17 protein-coding genes are annotated in these 18,897 nt (G+C 38.8%); 16 read left to right on the top strand and 1 reads right to left on the bottom strand.

The features are described 5' to 3' along the window. The first annotated feature begins 153 nt into the window (after positions 1-153). From AACU25_RS19870 to AACU25_RS19795, 16 genes are all read left to right on the top strand, one after another. Complete coding sequence (locus AACU25_RS19870; protein ID WP_086833123.1) at positions 154-375, top strand: hypothetical protein; 222 nt, start codon at positions 154-156, stop codon at positions 373-375. Next, positions 363-764 carry a type II toxin-antitoxin system VapC family toxin gene (locus AACU25_RS19865; protein WP_096578550.1) on the top strand — a complete coding sequence of 134 codons (402 nt, stop codon included), beginning with the start codon at positions 363-365 and terminating at the stop codon, positions 762-764. Before AACU25_RS19870 ends, AACU25_RS19865 begins: the two co-directional genes overlap by 13 nt. Positions 765-1,493: 729 nt before the next feature. Next, positions 1,494-2,084, top strand: a complete 591-nt coding sequence (locus AACU25_RS19860; protein WP_321206657.1) for a hypothetical protein — start codon at positions 1,494-1,496, stop codon at positions 2,082-2,084. 106 nt (positions 2,085-2,190) lie between these two features. After that, positions 2,191-2,520 carry a hypothetical protein gene (locus AACU25_RS19855; protein WP_096578546.1) on the top strand — a complete coding sequence of 110 codons (330 nt, stop codon included), beginning with the start codon at positions 2,191-2,193 and terminating at the stop codon, positions 2,518-2,520. Then, a complete protein-coding gene (locus AACU25_RS19850; protein WP_096578544.1) occupies positions 2,520-5,210 on the top strand; it encodes a hypothetical protein in 2,691 nt (896 codons plus the stop codon). Before AACU25_RS19855 ends, AACU25_RS19850 begins: the two co-directional genes overlap by 1 nt. Positions 5,211-5,218: 8 nt before the next feature. Further along, on the top strand, positions 5,219-5,932 hold the full coding sequence (locus AACU25_RS19845; RefSeq protein WP_096578542.1) for a hypothetical protein: 714 nt from the start codon (positions 5,219-5,221) through the stop codon (positions 5,930-5,932). A 16-nt stretch (positions 5,933-5,948) separates the two neighbouring features. Beyond that, positions 5,949-6,974: a hypothetical protein gene (locus AACU25_RS19840; protein ID WP_096578540.1), complete on the top strand. Its 1,026-nt coding sequence runs from the start codon at positions 5,949-5,951 to the stop codon at positions 6,972-6,974. Between the two features lie 10 nt (positions 6,975-6,984). After that, positions 6,985-7,773, top strand: coding sequence for a hypothetical protein (locus tag AACU25_RS19835; RefSeq protein WP_096578538.1), 789 nt, complete (start codon positions 6,985-6,987; stop codon positions 7,771-7,773). Continuing rightward, positions 7,773-9,389: a TrbI/VirB10 family protein gene (locus AACU25_RS19830; RefSeq protein ID WP_096578536.1), complete on the top strand. Its 1,617-nt coding sequence runs from the start codon at positions 7,773-7,775 to the stop codon at positions 9,387-9,389. Before AACU25_RS19835 ends, AACU25_RS19830 begins: the two co-directional genes overlap by 1 nt. Before the next feature lie 111 nt (positions 9,390-9,500). Next, a complete protein-coding gene (locus AACU25_RS19825; RefSeq protein ID WP_321206656.1) occupies positions 9,501-10,148 on the top strand; it encodes a hypothetical protein in 648 nt (215 codons plus the stop codon). Between the two features lie 40 nt (positions 10,149-10,188). Further along, positions 10,189-12,015: a hypothetical protein gene (locus tag AACU25_RS19820; RefSeq protein ID WP_096578532.1), complete on the top strand. Its 1,827-nt coding sequence runs from the start codon at positions 10,189-10,191 to the stop codon at positions 12,013-12,015. 19 nt (positions 12,016-12,034) lie between these two features. Beyond that, positions 12,035-12,589 (top strand): histidine kinase, encoded by a 555-nt coding sequence (locus AACU25_RS19815; protein ID WP_096578530.1) that lies wholly within the window; start codon positions 12,035-12,037, stop codon positions 12,587-12,589. A 4-nt stretch (positions 12,590-12,593) separates the two neighbouring features. After that, entirely contained in the window at positions 12,594-14,420 is a 1,827-nt protein-coding gene (locus tag AACU25_RS19810) for a type IV secretory system conjugative DNA transfer family protein (protein WP_096578528.1), read from the top strand. A gap of 84 nt (positions 14,421-14,504) precedes the next feature. Then, positions 14,505-14,759, top strand: coding sequence for a hypothetical protein (locus AACU25_RS19805; protein WP_321206655.1), 255 nt, complete (start codon positions 14,505-14,507; stop codon positions 14,757-14,759). Between the two features lie 127 nt (positions 14,760-14,886). Then, the gene (locus AACU25_RS19800) at positions 14,887-16,281 is read left to right on the top strand and encodes a hypothetical protein (RefSeq protein WP_096578526.1); all 1,395 of its coding nucleotides are present in this window, start codon (positions 14,887-14,889) and stop codon (positions 16,279-16,281) included. Positions 16,282-16,331: 50 nt separating this feature from the next. Further along, positions 16,332-17,906, top strand: coding sequence for an ATP-binding protein (locus tag AACU25_RS19795; protein WP_339382048.1), 1,575 nt, complete (start codon positions 16,332-16,334; stop codon positions 17,904-17,906). Positions 17,907-17,972: 66 nt separating this feature from the next. Here the strand turns inward: AACU25_RS19795 and AACU25_RS19790 are convergent, their stop codons facing one another. Beyond that, complete coding sequence (locus AACU25_RS19790) at positions 17,973-18,800, bottom strand: hypothetical protein (protein ID WP_096578522.1); 828 nt, start codon at positions 18,798-18,800, stop codon at positions 17,973-17,975. Between the last annotated feature and the right edge of the window lie 97 nt (positions 18,801-18,897).

Here is an 18,897-nt window from a genome sequence, read left to right as displayed (position 1 = left end):
CGAATCTGACAAATAAACACAGAGCGGAAATACTTATTATTATTCAAACTAGGAATACTGACAGTTGCTCCACTGAAGATTTTTCATGCTAATTTTGGAGATGTAGAAACGCTTTGTATTCTTCCTAGTTAGCTTTTAAATCCGGAGTGAGCAATGCTTCAAAGTTATGAAGCCATTATTGAAAATGGTCAAGTTAAGTGGCTAACAGATGAGCCTAAAATATCTAAAGCTCGTGTAATCGTCACGATTCTTTCAGATACCACACCACAAGTATCACGCCGTACTCCCCCTACTGCGATCGCGGGTAAAGGTAAAACGTTGGGCGATTTGGTTAGTCCCATCGTTGAGGAACAGGATTGGGAATGTCTCAAATAATCGTCCTCGATACTCATATTTGGGTATGGTTCATCACTCAAGAGTTTGAGCGATTTCCTACCCACTGGCGCGAAATTATTGAAACTGCTTTTGTGGTAGGTATTTCACCAGTATCTTGTTATGAGGTAGCTCTAGCACAACAACGGGGACGACTACAACTACCCTGCGCTGCCGAACAATGGTTTCAGGATGCTTTGGAGCCATCTGGAATTATATTGCTGCCGATAACTGCTGAGATTGCCTACAAAGCAGTCAGTTTATCTCCCGTCCACAAAGATCCATTTGATCGCTTGATTATCGCTACAGCACTTATTTATCAAGCGAAACTAGCTAGTATTGATGGCTTGTTTTCTCAGTATTCAGAACTCGATGCATACTTGATGAAGTAGACGCGATTCTTTCATGATCTATCAATGTCTTAAAGTTAACGATAGGGCATAATCTCTGTCATCAAACAATAATTAAGCATTTTTTGGATCGAGAGTTTTAGATGAAAGTAGTTGAGTTCGTGAAAGAAATTTGCGCGTCCAAGTAGTGCAATTCATTGCAATTCATGTGATGGCGCAAATGCTCAGACCATTTCACCAAATGATATATACAAATAATTTTTCCTCTGCCCCTCTTCTGCTTATTTGTATCAACCTTAAAGTGAAACGGTATTACTAGTCAGTTCGTATCCCCAATTTTGAGATTCTATCGTTTACTAAAATTTTGCCATCAAAAAATAATCTGGTATTTTTTGTATTTGTTTACTATTTAAATAGTAACCATAGTAACCAAGTAAAACGAACGCCCAAAACCTTTTGACAATGCATATTTCATTGGTTACTATTAATCAATTTGTTAATATTTAAGTTACTGGAATTACAGTAATATAGACAAATAAAATATATGTCTATGTATACTACGGATATTCGCTAGTAAATTTTCATCAAAATAATTGCGTAATAATATACTTTTTAAAGATAAAACTATACTCAAAAACTATTTTTTACGCATCTATACACAAACTAAAAGTTAATATTTTGACTCAATAAATAAATTATTTAATCGAATAAACATATGAGTTAAATATCCAGCAATTGGTTGATGTAAATTCAATCAATCGAAAGTTAATTATGGATATAGAATTTTTTTTAATTCCTATGCTCTCGAAACCGTCCAAAGATTGTGACTTACGTCAAAGAAATCACGTGCGTTCATCTGGGTTAATCCTGACGGCAACTACCACAACAATAATAGATGTAGTCATTAACCCAAGTTTGATTGGAATTACAACATTGGCTATCTCGACATTGGGAACGAGCGCAATATTTTTTCGGCACGAGTTGGACGGTGTATTCAATACCATCGCCAAATTTTCTAGACAATACAGAATAACTTCCTCTGCATTAACAGTTTTGGGTGCATTCCTACTTTTAGATGCTCTTTCAACGACCGCACAGGCACAATTTTTCCAAAACGCAGAAACTTGGATGACAGGTCAATTTACAGGTGCCCAAGAAGCAATTACTTTATCATTTAACGTCCTACGAGGATTATTCATACTGTACTTGGGAATTTCTTTGATACGTGTTGTCCAAGCAGCTCGTCAGGATGAAGATTGGCAAAATTTAGCCCGGACACCGATGATTATTTTGATTGCGGTGACAATGGGTGATATTCTGGCAAATTTAATTATTGGAGGCGGTACTGGAACTAAAACTTAGGGAGTAGGGAGTTGTAAGCGAGAAGATTAAAGTGAACTATTTTGAATGCAATAACTTGTTTTTTATCCTACTCCTATTCACCATTCACTACTCACAAAATAAAACGATGGAGGACAAATCAAAATACTGTAAAGTTAATAGTACAGTGGGAAAAGTACCAAACATCGGAATATTCCCCGCAGATCAATTAATCCCTTGGGCAATAATTTGTGGACTTTCTTACTACTTAGCACATGGGCTATTTCGACTGAATTGGGTTTGGACTTGTGCAGCCGCAGCTTGGGGAATAGCAACTTGGTGGATACTTACAGCCAATGGCGCTTGGCATATTTTATCTAAATTTGTTGCAACTCCCCATTGGACGCGAGTGCGTGTGAGATATCAGAAAATATTGGATTTAAAGGAGTACTCAACCAAATCAAACGGTAGAAAATAATGAGCAATAAAGTTGGTAAACGCATACTTAGATTAACACCTCTTGAAGATTCATTTTCACTAGTGACAATGTTGCAAATAAATCTTCAAGGGCGTTCAATTGGTGCTTATCTTCTACGCAAAGGTGTTGATAACTTTTTGATTCAATTTGGATTTGAATGTGCCGGAATTCATTCCACACTACGCAGCGAACAAATTGATCCAGTTTTCGATGCGATTGAATCGGGATTGAAAGATTTACCATCCTCGGAACGTTTAACCATCCATCTTAGTTCGTTTACCAATGACAAATCACGACAGCAACAACTTAAGAATTTGAGCGATATTGCTCCTAACAAAGAACTGCAATATCTCTTGATGGGAGAACGATGCCGGACACAAAAATTAACAATTCAAGGAGTTCGCAAACCGAAAAAACTACATCTTTATTGCACCTACACAGTTGAAACCAACAGCACTGGTACAAGCGATGCACTTGAAAAAGCTCTATCGAAATTAGAGCGTTCTTGGAAATCATTTACAGGAGAAATCAACGAACTACAATTTATCGCCATCGAACGATTATTACATGCATCTTTTACCGATGGATTCCAACTATGGGAACAATTAATATCCAACAAAATGGGGCTAGATATCCACCCAATGAATGCCGATAAACTTTGGTCAGAACTTTGGCAGCGATTTAACAATACACCACCCCGTCCAATTCCCCAACTTTTAATTCTCGATGAAAACGGACTGCGAGAGGAAATTTATTCAGATCTCGCCCCCACATCTTTTCTCATGGAGTCCGAATCCTCCATCCCCATCGCAGATAGACGATGGGTGCATCTCCAAGAAAAATACATAGCAGCTCTTACTTTTGTAAATAAACCTGGTGGTTGGGTGGATAAAGAACGACAGCTTCGCTATTTATGGGAGGTTTTATCTAGGGAGAGGGTTTACGACACCGAAATTTACTGTCAGTTGATGCGGGCAAATGAAACCTTAGTAAAAACAAATATGCAGCGCCTGACGAAACAGGCAAATACCGTCGCGGCGATCGCACAAGATAAAAACTCGGTGGATGTAAAATCGCTACTCAACATCAAAAAATCTGTTGCCGCTCAAGAAGAACTTTATGAAGGTGCTGTTCCCATTCATGTAGCGACAGTATTTTTGGTATATCGCAAAACCCGCGAACAATTAGACGAAGCTTGTCGTTACTTACAATCCTGTTTTCTGAATCCAGCTTGGGTTGTCAGAGAAACCGAATATCCCTGGCGAATCTGGTTGCAAACTTTGCCCATTATTTGGGAACGCTTGATGACTGCACCTTTTAATCGCAGGTTAGTTTACTTAAGTGGCGAAGTACCAGGATTGATGCCACTAGTGCGAACCAAAGCTGGGGATAGTAGCGGTTTTGAATTAATCGCAGAAGAAGGAGGAACACCAGTATTTCTCGATTTGTACAACCAACACAAAAACTTGGGATTATTTGCTACCACCCGTGCAGGTAAAAGTGTTTTGGCATCCGGGATTCTTACGCAAGCCTTAGCGCACGGAATACCTGTAGTAGCAATGGATTATCCGAAACCAGATGGAACTAGCACTTTTACTGACTACACCCAATTTATGGGTAAGGATGGTGCATATTTCGATATTGGTAAGGAGTCGAGTAATCTGTTTGAGTTACCAAATTTACGCTCTTTACCTACAAAATTGCAGCAAGAAAGGTTTGAAGATTACAAGGATTTTCTGGCAACAGCATTACTGGCAATGGTTGCAGGTAATCGTGGTGGTGCCTCCTCACAAGTGCTGACAGATACTGTCCGTTCGATTATTGCTTTGGCTTTGAAAGCATTTTTTGAGGATGAATTAATACGCGATCGTTATGCGGCAGCATACACTAACGGCTTTGGCTCGGACGAATGGTCTGTAATGCCGACATTGCATGATTTCTTGAGTTTCTGCTCCCACGAACGATTACGGTTAGATTCTCTGAGTGGGGATATCAAAGCAGGTTTGGAAACCATACGCTTAAGGTTAAGATTTTGGCTTTCTAGTCGTGTAGGACAAGCGTTGGCACAACCATCTACCTTCCGCAGTGATGCGCGGTTACTCATCTTTGCACTACGTAATTTATCGAACGATGAAGATGCAGCAATTTTGAGTTTGAGTGCTTACAGTGCTGCATTACGAAGAGCTTTAGCATCTCCGGCAAGCATCTTTTTCATTGATGAAAGCCCAATTTTATTTGAATTTGATGCGATCGCCGCCTTGGTTGGCAGACTTTGTGCCAATGGTGCAAAAGCTGGAATCAGAGTAATTTTATCCGCTCAAGACCCCGATACGATCGCAAAATCTCCATCAGGTTCCAAGATTTTTCAAAACTTAACCACTCGTTTGATTGGACGTATTCAACCGACTGCTGTTGATAGTTTTGCAAAGATTTTGAAATATCCCCAAGAAATTATTTCTCGCAATGCGACCGAAAGTTTTTTTCCAAAAAAGGAGGGATTTTACTCGCAATGGTTGCTGGATGATAACGGAATATTTACTTTTTGTCGTTATTATCCAGCATTTAACTTATTAGCGGTAGTGGCAAATAATCCTTCTGAGCAAGAGCAGAGAACGCAAGCATTGTCGAAGTATCCAGATAAATTTGTTGCTTTGACAGAGCTTTCTAGGCAACTAGTAAAAACAAAGTAGTTCAGAGTATGAACAAGCTCAATAAATTGACACTAAGCATAGTTGGTATACCCATAATATCAACAATTGGCGTTTCAAGTGCCTATGCATTAGAGATACCAAACCCTCTGGTTAAAGTATTCGACCAATGGCAAGAGCAATTAAGCTCTCTAGATAAATATATTGACTCAGTAGTCTCTGGTAAATTAGAGAATTTATCAGAATCTTTGCAGGGGGATTTGCAAGCAGCAGTTAATGAATCAGTTGGAGCATTGGGTTTACCTGATGCAACAGAAACGAGAGAAAAGATTGAAGAGATTGCAGCTTTAAATAATAGCGCAGTTAATAGCGTTGACAAAGTAAGCAATGAAATTGACCGTCAAATTACCCGTGCTGATTCAGATACAACTTTGAGTAAAGAAGGGCAAGAACTTACAAAACAGCAAGTTAAAAAAACCCAAACTTCGATTGAACAAGTTCAGGCTGATGCTAGTGCTGCTCAAGATGATGTTGTTACCCAAAATGTCATGAAAAGGATGGCTCAACAAAATACCCAAATAGCGGGAATTTTAGGAGCAATGAGAACTGATGGATTGAAATCAAAACAATCTCAAGATTTGGCGAATCTTAACTTGACTAATATTTCCCGCTCATTGGATGGTCAAAATCAAGTACGTCAAAAAGAAACTGTAGGTCAAGGCTTCAGCAATTTGAGAACTGCATCACAAGCACGGTTATTTTAGTTGAAGATGCACCTGGATGTTCTACTATTTTTTGAGATACGGACTAATTCTTTCCCAAGCTCAAGTGCCGAACCCTGGACAAGCAGCTTCCACAATCACCGAAGATGGTGTAGCTGCGAGTGAAGCTGTTGCCAAGTCAATAGATAAGCTGTGGAACGATGTTTTAAGTGGAGGATTGTATAGTGCGATCGCAAATCTCGGCATCTTCTTCGCAGTTGGTACTCTCCTAATTTTCATCGTCCAATGGACGAAAGAAATGATAGATGGTGACAGTTCCAGGGGATTTACAGAAATAATCTGGCCCATTGTTGTCATTGTTCTACTGGCTAACCATGCTCAACCATTAGCCGCTGTTACCCAAGGACTTAGAGGAATTATTAACCAAACGAATCAAACTCTTTTAGCTTCCACATCTGCTTCTATCCAGTTGCAAGAAGCTTATCAGCAAGTAATGCTCAAGACAGGAAAGGGAGATGCTATTCAATCATTAATCGCTCAATGTAATGCCATCGCTGATCCGACGCAACAAACCCAATGTCTGCAAAATGCTTCTAAGCAAGCTAAAGAGATAGAATCCCAGCTAGATAACGACAATCGCCCCGATTGGCTCAAAGGTATCAGCGATTTTTTCAACACCAACATTTTTCAGCTAACAGTGCGGGGTTGGTTGCTAGCATTGGCGATCGCTTTTCAATGGATAGTCGAAGTTTGTCTGTTACTGACTGCCCTCTTAGGCCCGCTTGCAGTAGGAGGTTCATTACTTCCAGTCGGTAATAAAGCAATTTTTGCCTGGTTAACTGGGTTCTTTTCCGTCGGAATGATCAAGCTTTGTTTCAATATTATTTCTGGTTTGGTCGCCACAATAGTGCTGAATGCTAACAACAACGACCCGATGATTTTTGCTTTTGCAATTGGTATTCTCGCCCCCATTTTATCTGTAGTTTTAGCTGCGGGTGGCGGGATGGCAATTTTTAGAAGTTTCTCCAGTCTGGCGAGTTTTGGGCTTTCTTCGGTTGTGATGAGGATAGTTAATAAATCCTAAAACATTGTTTATGGCTATTTTAGATTCAGAATCTGCACAAAAAAATCGATTACGATTTTTAAATCGTGCGTCAAAAAGTGTTTCAACTGGTGACGCACTAGCATTATTTGCTTTAGGTACTTTTGGATTACACCTCATTACTTTTTTCATACTTTTATTATTGTATGGTTCCTATTCACAGTTAAATAAAAAAGCGCCTCCAAGTTTAGTACAACTAGAGACAGGAAAATCTATTAAAGTTGCACCTATTGGTAGTCTAGAACGCACTCCTCAAGTAATTCTGCGTTTTGTTTCTGACACAATGACTTTGATGATGAATTGGTCGGGAACGCTACCACCTAGTACTGTTGAAGAAGCAGCTAAACCAAAACCTGATCCTGGTGTAAATATTAGCAACAGAGAATTTAGAAGTAGTAAGATTACATCAGCAGCATGGCAGGCATCTTATGCCTTATCAGAAGATTTTCGTAAAGAGTTTTTAAAAGCGCTGGCTGCGATTACACCATCAGGAGTTTTTCAAGGCAAGACACAAGTAGTTTTAGTCCCGCTTTCAATTCAATCACCGATAAAAATTGCTGAGGGTAAATGGAAAGTCAAGATGGTTGCTAACCTGACAATTGTTGCTCAGGATAGCAATTTAGGAGAAACAATTCAATTTAATAAAGAAATATTTGTGAGGGCAGTTGTCCCACCAGAATCGCCAAATCAAGTTGATGGTTTAGCAGCAGTAATTTATCAAATGCGTGCGAGCGGCTTGGAAATTTATGCGATTCGAGATTTAGCACAGGAAAATTTGTAATGCAGGAGAATAATCTCAAAGAAAGCTATGAGTCAGATACAAATTGGGATGAGGCTAGCCTTGCTCAATTACTCGGGTTTCATGATGAAAGTCAGTTAAAAAATTCTATCTACTCTGCTGAACCAACATCTAATAACATTGACGTAACAGAGAACGCTAGTAACGAATCCACACATAATACAATTGCAATCCACAAATTATTTGATGACCCCCAAACAGGCAAAACTCAGCCTACTTTTTACGGTAATCCCTTTGCAAAGTTTGGCGCAGTTGGGTTGGTTATGCTTGTAGTATTTGGTGCTGGAGCAACTATTTTAAATAGCATTATGTTTGGTAAATCCAGAGTGACACCAACAATTGCTAATCAAAAAGCTGACCAACCAAAAGTAGAAATGGCTGATAACGCAAATCCTCAAGAAACAGAAACAGGAAAACTAAAAGCAGAATTAGCTTTAGGTAGTCAAGCAGAAAAAATGCGATCGCTCGAGCGTTCTAAAAGCCCTAAAACAACAATTCAACGCAAAGTTTTCTCCAAAAATGATTCAAACAACCGGATTAATCGAATTTCTGACACAGAAGTACGCCCAGCCCAGGTTTCTTCTGTTCGTAACCCAATACAAGAAAACAGTAGATATGATTTGCCTCGTGTTGCTTCTGTTCCTAGATTTCAAGCCACCGTAGGCGCAGCACCTCCAAACACAAAAGAATCTGTTGACCCAATAGAGGAATGGGCAAAAATTAGTCGCTTGGGCAGTTATGGTCATACGCAAATTGCATCTATAACTAACGAGCAAGCAAACGGTAAAACTTTGGATACTATAGCCAATGAACAACCAAATTCATCAATAAAAATTCCCTGTACTACCTTGGTTTCAACAGCATCTACTCATAGCATTGAACCTGAACCCCTGTATACAGAAGAAGCAGTAGTTATCAATGGCGAACCGATACAAAAATTACAAGTTGGTGCCTCTGCATCTGGAAAGTTAGTAACTCCGCTAATTTGGAGTAAAGATTCAACTAATAACTCTTCTAACAAATCACCAACTACAACATCAGGTGAAAAGTTTGTTATCCAACTTATCGAACCTTTAACCAAAGAAGATGGTTTGATTGCTTTACCAAAAGGCTCTCAAATCGTTGCTCAAGTTACTGATATTCAAAAATCAGGACTTGTTCAACTCGAAGCCACACAAGTTTTAATTGATGGTAAGGAATATCTGCTTCCACCAGGAGCAATTAGTATTCGTGGTAATTCCGGTCAACCTTTAATCGCATCGAAATGGAGTGACAAAGGTGGAGAAATTGCTTCCCGTGATGCTGAAACATTTATAGTAGGTTCCCTTGCCAAAGTCGGTAAGGTATTAAATCAACCCAAATCTCAACAAATATCAACATCTAGTGGGTTAGGTGGTACAAATACTTTTTCTTCTATCAGTGGAGGTAGCGAAAATATTTTGGGAGCAGTTTTAGAAGGTGGATTTGAACCGCTCACTCAACAAATTCTTCAGCGCAATCAACAAGCACTTGCAGAAATTCAGCAACGAGAGGAAGTGTGGTACATCCCTGCTGGTACAGATATTCAAGTCTTTGTTAATCAATCATTTCAGTTGTAAACACTTTTAGTTATGAAGGCTTTTTTACAAAATTTGAGTGTTATTTCGACTGTTCTGACTTTTACTATTTTTTGGCAATCAGCAAGAGGTGAAAATTATTTAAAAAAAGGAGTGAGGAATATTTCACAAGATATAGCGACTGGTAACAGTAATAATATACCTCTGATTGAATTGTCATCCGGCTATGGGGTGAATATTTCATTTATCAAGAGTGGCGAGATAGTCGAGAAAGTTTGGCTGGATAATCCGGCTTTCGCTTCATTAGATGTCGATGGTTGTCTATCAGGATTGGCGCAGAAGTGCGAACAATCAGGTGCTACTGTACTGCATTTACGGCGAATCAACCCGCTCAAAATACCACAACTACCCAAGACAAATAGCAGTTTGCTAACGGTAATAACAAAGAGTAACTCTGGACGAAAAGTATATGTATTTCGCGTAGCAATGGGCGATACTGCTCCTAAATATCACACTATTGAAGTTACACCAAGTTTAAGAGAAGAACCTGAAATCAAAAATTTGCCTAGCGCCACGAATATCACAAATCTACAGCTTATTAGTTCGGGATTAGAAATTGCCCAGCAACAACGTTTAATTTTACCTAACTCTCGCTTACAAAGACGAGTAAAGAGTTTTTTGATATTAATGAAGTCGGGATATTTAATCAATGATGCTGCCCGTAGAAGTGGAATTTCCTTACAGTTAGTCAATCGCTTAATCGAATTAGGAAGTAACTCACAAATCGGTACTTTACGCTAAATATTTAACATTTTTCCGAAAAAATATTTATTCAAAGACAATGAAATTCTCAAATAAGTATTTGGCATTGATGCCAGGATTAAGGCTAGCAATATTAATCTTTAGTGTAATTATCATTACATGGCAGCAACAAGGCATATCAAAACAACCAGAGATTCCCACAATATCTTGGCAAAATACCCGGTTACCAGATTGGAACAGAATTACTTTTTCTAAAATGCCAGCAATTAGCGAATCAGGCTCATTTCAAGCACCTCCAGGAGTGACAGATAAATTAGGATATGACCCCTCTCGTACTTGGAATGCGGGACAAAAGCCTGATTCGTTTACAATGCTAGGTGATTTTCAGGATTCTTTCCAACTCCAAAAGTTTTCACTTACCGATATCGCCCAAATTGTTGACTTGGATTTACAGAAACTGAACTTAGAAAGCTTTGGTGTGATTAAGTTTCAAACCTTAGAAAGTTTGGTGAAAGCTATTCCTGATTTAAAGGAATTTCATGTTTTTGAAGTTAAATTTATTCTTGATTTACTTGAGCAATACTTATCCAATTCCTTCGATACCAATCAAACTATAGGTAATTTGCTACAACAATCTCCCCATTTGGGTAAATTGAGTTTGTCATTATTGAATTTAAAATCTTATAACCTTAATTCAATTCCCGGATTATTAGTGACTCCCATTAGTACCTTTGAAAAATGGCAAGGGGTTTACATTGACGAAATACCTGGACTAGCAAAAGTACCATTTTCTCAGTTCCCCAATCCCATCAACCCTGTAGGTACGGAAGTCGGAATAGTTGATATTGCCTTTGCAACCGACGAACAAAAGCGAAATCGTACTATTTCCGGAAGCGATAAAGAAGGCTTTGCTGTACCATGCGATCGAGATTGCGCCCATACTGAATTATCTGGTTCACCTGCTGTTAACGGTAAAGCTTGGTTTAGCGGTAAGTATCAGTTAGTCAAAGGTGGTAAAGGTATATTGGGTTCTGTTAATCGTGGAAAAGAACCCACAGGTAGACAACCTTTTGGTGATGCATTCAAGGTGGCTATATGGGATGTCTCGGAAGTTGATGGAATGATTACCCAAGCTTTATTCTTCCGGGTTTGTATGCGGAATAATTTTGTTGATTTGGGATGTACACCCTACTTTATAGGCCCTGTGCCTTTCATGAGTTATAAGGAGAAAGAACCGATATTTTTAGGTGCTATTGATGAGGGTAAAAATTCTGTCTCTACTCCCACAGGATTAAAAAGTAGTGGATTTACTTTTAATAAGTCTCCGATAACATCTGGAAATGCGCTATCTAATTTAATACCAGCAGCGAAAGGTGATTGTAAAAAGCTTCATTCATCAGGTATTAATATTGATGCTTTGAGTAATGCAATGTTGAGTACTGAAGATAACTATAACGCTGTGGGTAGTTATGTTTGTGACTCGAATGGTAATTGCGGTCGAGCGCTGGGTGCAATGGAATTGATGTCCTATCGTTCTGATGTAAGGAAGATCATATCAAGTAAATCTGGTGGGTCACAATTCCTCACCAAGTTGGATATAGGTCAAGAAGTGACTGGTGAGGAAATGATGCAGTACTTTTCACCCACCGATCAGCAATCTTTAATTGAAATTGAAACTAATAACTTATTATCAACAGCATCACAACAAATTGACCCATCTACAGGCAAGCCTTTTAGAGGAAGCAGATTAATTGAACGTGCTGCTCAAATGCATTTTGCTGGTGTGAGTATTCCTGCTGATGAGTTGGTTAGTGATGTTAGAGAAGAAAATTCAGTCAAAGAATATGGCAGTAACGTTGCTAATAAATATTTAAAAACTATGGAATCAATGGGCTGCTTAAAATAATTTTTCAGGGTAGTTAGCTATGCCAAAACAACTGAAAAAATATAATATAAAACTCTTGATAATTTTGATGTTACTTTTAGCTTTTTTGAGCTTAACACTAGCCTGTTTTTTATGGGTATTTAATTCCTCATCCAATAAAAGTCGTACACCTACTTGGGAAAGTGCCAAAGATGTAGTGAATGAGCGCTTATTGAAACAAGTGCTAGCTTCTGTTTCTACAAATAAGCTTGATGAGAAAGCTGTAAAAGTGATGCCAATTAGCTCTAGTGATGGTGTCCATGTATTTGTATTTGATTTTCATTCGCCTCAGCTTTGTGGTGCAGGTGGGTGTTTGTATCAGGTTTATCACGAATCAGGAAAACTACTTTTGCAAGTTATAGCTAATCCTCACTTACCACCAAAAGAAGATTTGATTAGGGTTTCAAGCCGCGCTCTACAAGCTTTTCCTTGCTTAATTTTTACTCAGACAACAGACATGGAAAATATAGTATCTCGTACTGATTATTGCTTTGATTCTGGTCGATATACGCGCTTTGGCGACACTTGGACGGCTGTTGGTTCATTAGGAAATTAAAATTATGAGTAATTATTTCCAAGTACGGCAAGTAAAATCTGCCCCAGTCCAAAGCTTGCAGATAGAAAGATTGACAGACTTAATGAAATCACAATCGGGATTAATATTGCTGGGTTGTTTTGCAGTAGTGGCCATTTTTAAAGTTTTATCAGTCCGTAATTCTAAAGGTAAAGTTGCCACTAGTTATTGGGGTGGGAGTCGTGAAAAATCATTAGCTGCGCGTCAAGCGAAAAAACAAATATCAAAACCAACTCGTAATTCTGTCGCATTGTATGTTGGTACTCCTGATGACATCAGAATTAATCTTCAAAAACAATGGTATGAGGCTGGGTTACTCAAAACCAAACCAACATTTTACAAGCAATTTATTTCCCCCAATTCAACTTTATATGTTCCTGATGCCCAGAGGGGAATAGCTGTTATTGGTGCAGCTGGTTCCGGTAAAACTTTCTCTGTAATAGACCCTCTAATTCGTAGTGCTTTTGACCAGGGTTTTCCCATGTTGCTCTACGATTTCAAATTTCCGGCACAGACTAAACGAGCTGTAGCCTATGCAATTAAACGAGGTTACACCGTTAAAGTATTTGCGCCGGGGTTCTCTGAGAGCGAAACTTGCAATCCGTTGGACTTGTTGAGGGATGAGGAAGATGCGATCGCAGCAGGACAACTTACTCAAGTCATCTCCCGCAACTTTGATCGCGGAGGAAATGCTAGTAGTGATAAGTTTTTTGAGGAAGCTGGAGATAGCTTAGTTGAGGGAATTTTACTCGTTACTAAAGCGATAAAAACTCTGACTGGTGAGGATAACTACTGCGACTTGATGATGGCTCAGGCGATTTTATCTTTACCTAATTTGCCAGCCAGATTAGAAGCTGCCTCAAAGAACAAGTTGAAAGTTTGGACTTCGCGCCCACTTTCCCAGTTAATCAGTGTTAAGGATTCAGAAAAGACTGCTGCATCAATTATTGGAACTGCTCAAAGGATGTTTCAACGTTTTCTCAAACGTGATTTTGTTGGTGCTTTTTGTGGAAAGACTACACTACCACTAGATTTAGATGGTAAGCAATTAATTATTTTCGGACTGGATCGGAATAATCGAGATATTGTCAGCCCTCTGCTGGCTGCAATTTTACACATGATTGTGACGCGCAATATCACCCGTACTAGACCGCGTAAAGATCCTTTGATAGTTGCATTGGATGAATTGCCAACGTTTTATTTACCAGCGCTTGTCAACTGGTTAAATGAAGGACGCGAAGATGGTTTTGTTGGTATTTTGGGATATCAAAACATTGCCCAGCTGGAGAAAGTTTATGGAAAGGAATTAGCAAGGGCAATTTTAGGAGGTACAGCAACCAAATTTATTTTCAATCCCCAAGATCCAGAATCTGCGAAGTTATTCAGCGATTATCTGGGAGAGATGGAAATCAAGTTTAGTTCTAAATCCCGCAGTATTGGCAAAGGCGGCGGTTCTCGCAGTTCTAACGAACATCACCAAAAGCGACATTTATTTGAACCAGCACAGTTCACCAAGATGGGTACGGGTAGGGCAGTAATCATCAACCCTGCATACACTCGTGGTACAGAAGCCTATATTCCTCTGCTACAAAAGGTTAAGGTTCCTTCATCTGATATTGATGAGATGAACTGGTCAGAGGCAAAGTGGGATTTTGTGCGCTCACGCCTGATCCAAAACAATTCTCTACAAATTACTGACTCAGAGCGATCGCAACAATTTCAGCAAAGGCAAGAACTAGCACAGAAATTATTTCCTATACCCGAACATACTGGGGATTTACCTTCACCAGAAGAACTAGCTAACGTATTTTAGATGGTCAAGGAAATGCGAAAGACACAAGTTAATTGGAGTCCACAAGTTTTCTCGATATTATCAAATTATCCTCAGTGGCAGGACATGCTTCACTCAGCCCTCCATAAACCTTTATTGGATACAACTTATTGTCCAGAAGTAATCGAAGTATTCGATCAGCATGGCTTATTAGCTGGTAGAGTTCACGGCTGCTTTTCTTATGAATGTTCGCGAACATTTCAATCAGAAAGCGAATTTATTGCTTGGTTGTTCGATGGGGAGTTAGCTGTTTTTTATGTTGGTTCAGAACTGGTAATTAATCGCATACAAATATTAGAGAGAGTGAGTAGGGAGTGGTGAGTAGTAAGAAGAAGATGTTGAAGAGATAACAAAGAAAAAAATATGCATTTCTGCCAGGAATTATATTATGCGACTTACTCAATGCTTACTATTAGCTACTCACTACTCACCACTCACTTCTTGAAAAATGCCTGATATTTTTACTGTTAACTCTGGTGATGCAATTGCAATTCAACAGCATTACGAACAAGTAATTGAAGCTTTGCTCAGAGCGATTATAGATGCCAAACAGGATAATAACGAGCGTCAGGGATTGCAAATATTTGATGGAGATAGATTAGTTTATGGGCGAGATACTAATCAATTTCGTGATGAGGTTTCGTCTTTGTCTGGACAGCTTTTAAATCCTCAACTTATTACCGAACTGCAACAATTACGCTCTACAAGAGTTGGAGAAATAGTAGAGGGAGCAATTAATAAGAGGGTAGAATTAGATGGGCAAGTTGTTTTGCAATCGAATAATCAATGTAGGGTAATTATTAATACTTTATTGCCCCAGTCAAGTATTCAAACAGCAAGCTCTGAAAATTTGAGCAATTTAGATAATAGGGATAATAGCAACCAAATTGATGATTCGGAATCTTCTTCACCAGATACTATTCAAGAACCCAAAGTTAGTGCGGATACAAATTTATTAACAACTCCTGGCTCAACACGAGTAAGACAATCTTTAGAACTATTAGAATCTAGCCCGTTAAAAATCCTATTAAGTGCAGAACTTGAGCAGTTGCAAGCAGAAATAAAAGCATTACAGCAGCAACATAATTTATATCAACAGTTAATTGATAAAAGGTTACAGCAACCTCAAAATACATCTTGGTGGCAACAGACAATTAATAATGTCTCCATTGTAGTTAGTAGCGTGAATTCTGCCATAAAAATGGGGATACAGGAGTTTAAAGAGAAGTCAATGCAACATCAATGGGCTGCATCTTTAAAAAACTTGTTTCACCTCCAGACACAACCGGGAGAAAGTCATTACCAAACAGGTGAATATCAAATTTCTCGTCATGGTACTTTATATGAAGTGAAGGAGTTAGCCACAGACAAGCAAATAATGCAGTTTCGTTCAACTCCTTTGGCTGTAAAAGTTGAGAAAGAAAATCTGGAACCAACTCATATTAAAGATATTGATATATTACAACGCTCTCTACAAAGAAATGAACCCATTCCTACATCTTTCGCTCCTGTTGGTAAGCAAGAAGCTGAGTATTTTGCTCGTGTAGAAAGGGTTACTAATGCTCTTGTGCAATATGCTGTCCTTCAACAAAGAGATGTAGAAATTGATGGCAGATTTACTTATAAATGGCACGCATCCCCTGATGGCAAAGTACGCATTGATGCTAAAGATGAGCGAGGGACTTTATTAGAAAAGTCTGGAGGAAAATTGAAAAGCACTATGAACGAGAGGGATTTAATTTATTTTGAGCAGATCTTACCTAAATTACAACCTATTCGCCAACAACAAAACATAAGCACTTCTCAATCCCAAAAAGCTGTAAGTAACGGATTAGAAAGATAGTTTTTCATCACATGGAATTGTCTAACTTGAATTTGTTAATAGAATCTGGTGTGCCTATTGTATCTGTAACTGTCCCACTATTAGAACGGATGACAGCATTGCAGCGAATCTATAATGAATGTGCAATCAAAAGAAATCTGCCCATTTATTTGTGGAATGCTGGTTGGGGATATTTTAAACAAGTAAAATCTGATTTAGAAAAGCAAGTCAGTTTTTTAAACATAAAACTGACTTGCTTACAGCTTGGTGATGGAAGTATGATTTCGGCTCTTAATTGTTTGTCTAACTGTAACCAAGATGGAATTTTTATCTTAGAAAATTTGTCATCTTTAACAGGTAATATTACAAGCAACAAAAATTTTTCTCATAAAATAATTTCCCAAATAATTAATATCTATTATGATTGGGCAAGCTCTGTCCAATCCAAGTATTTGATTATTCTGACAAATGAGAACGTAGAATTACCTCAATCTTTAAGCAGTTTGATTCCAACTCTTTTGCTAGAATTACCAAATCATGAAGAAATTGCTGATTTCATCAAAGTGCTTTTACCGAAATTTTTAGGTGAATTGTCATGCAATGGCGATATCGCTGCTATAGTCAATGCAGCTTCTGGTTTAACGGCTGTTGAAATTCGTTTAGGATTGACTTTAGCAGTTAATTCTTCCAAGCAACTAAATATTAATTCAGTAGCTTCATACTTACTTGATTACAAAATAAATCGCTTTCGTGCTTTAAACTTGAATTTTGTGACTCAGCCAAATCTTCCAGATTTTGGGGGATTGGATTTGCTCAAAAAGTATATTGAAAATGTTAAACAGGACTTTTCACCCGAAGCTAGAACAGCTAATATTCCCCTTCCCAAAGGTTGTTTACTCGTAGGCCCACCGGGGACGGGGAAAACTTTAGCAGCACAAGTCAGCGCCAAGACTTTGGGTTTTCCTCTTGTGAGCGTAGATACCGCAGCCGTTATGAGTGCTGGTGCCATTTATCTCAAAAGGTTACTAGAACGAGTAGAAGCTTGCACTCCTGCTGTGCTTTACTTTGACGAGTTTGATAAATTGTTTGCTGCGTCTGATGAATCGGGCGAAGCTATCGGCTCGCGACAAATTTTAGGAACGCTGCTAACTTGGTTGCAAGATAAGAAAACTGCGGTGTTTACGATCGCCACCCTTAATCGATTAGATGCACTACCACCAGAATTAACCAGGGTGGGAAGATTTGATGAAATATTTTACGTAGGATTTCCTCAAGCTATTGAGAGAAAAGAAATTCTAATTATGCACTTGGGGAGATTTGACGAGCGTTACCGTAACGGTAGTAACCCGCTCAGTGAGAAAGAATGGCGGATTATTCTGAATAAAACACTCAATTGTACGGGTGCAGAACTGGCGCGGATAGTATCTCAAGCAGCGCGTGAATTATTTCATCAGGGACAGGAAATGAAAATTGGGTTGGAGCAATTGTTAGCCCAAAGGGAGGCGATGGTGCCATTGTATGTCCGGGATACTGATAGGATATTGGCAATTGAGAATCAGGCAAGATATATCTGCCAACCTAGCTCCACTCAAGATACTTCGGTTTTCGCTCCCGCAATTACTAGCTACTGGGGTGAATCTTCTTAGGATACGCTTATGGAAAATTTTCCTGAAGCGAAGCCAATTGGTTACAAAATTAGGATTATCTAAGAATTATTGACCCTGTGAAAGTGCCTTAGCAACTCTTAGGGGTATACTCTCCTGAGCACAAGCCTTCAAAATAGCAGTTGCCCGCGTATTTCCCCGATTAGCAAAGTATTCCCAAACGGATAACCAATCTTCGCAGGTAAGTGTATAAACCTGTTTGACTCCCTCTGGTGTATTAACTCTACACTCTACAATCTCTTTTGATAACTTCATTTTCGAGAGGGTTTTTGCCCTCTTAGGGGAATTGTCGATTAACCATTCACAGTTGGAATGAATGCAGCGCATTCCTTCGTCATACCCTATCCGGTATTCTCCTGGTGCTACAACTAAAACTTGTAAATAAATGTGATTTTCCAATTTAATTTGGATAGTTTGAGCCTTAGCAAGTCGATAATTACCGCTAAAAAAGCAGGGATTTGGTGTGACTGCTTTACCTCTTTCTGGATTTGACAAGGCTTCAATCAATTGTTTCCATTCACTACGACTTAGAGATAATCGATGTTCTAGTAAATAGCCTTGTTCAAAAAGTTGTCTCAGATAAACTGCTACTGCTGGTAGCGTATATCCTTTAATTATCTTCCCATTTGGAATCTGTACAATTATTGACTCTAGCTGTTTCTGCTCTGCAAATATTCTGACATCTGTTTTTGATTTTCCAACGATTAGTGCTACTTGTCGTTCACTCATGACTTTGACACCATTGGGTAACTGATATGCTGCCCATACGTGTCTTTTCCAATGCCATTGTGCTACAACTGTTCTCGGTGGCTCAGAATTTGTTGCTTGGCTCAATTTTAGGTTTTGGTTGGTTTTTATGTTCTTGGGTAGATTCATAAACTGCCAACTTTCTATTCATTAAAGTTCAATTTTTCCAGGATATAGGGCTACTATAATTGCATCCTGTCATTGAAAAATATCTAATGATAATTCA

The organism is Tolypothrix tenuis PCC 7101 (assembly GCF_963874875.1).
In the GTDB taxonomy this organism is placed as follows: domain Bacteria; phylum Cyanobacteriota; class Cyanobacteriia; order Cyanobacteriales; family Nostocaceae; genus Aulosira; species Aulosira tenue.
This window is presented reverse-complemented; position numbering and strand designations above follow the sequence as displayed.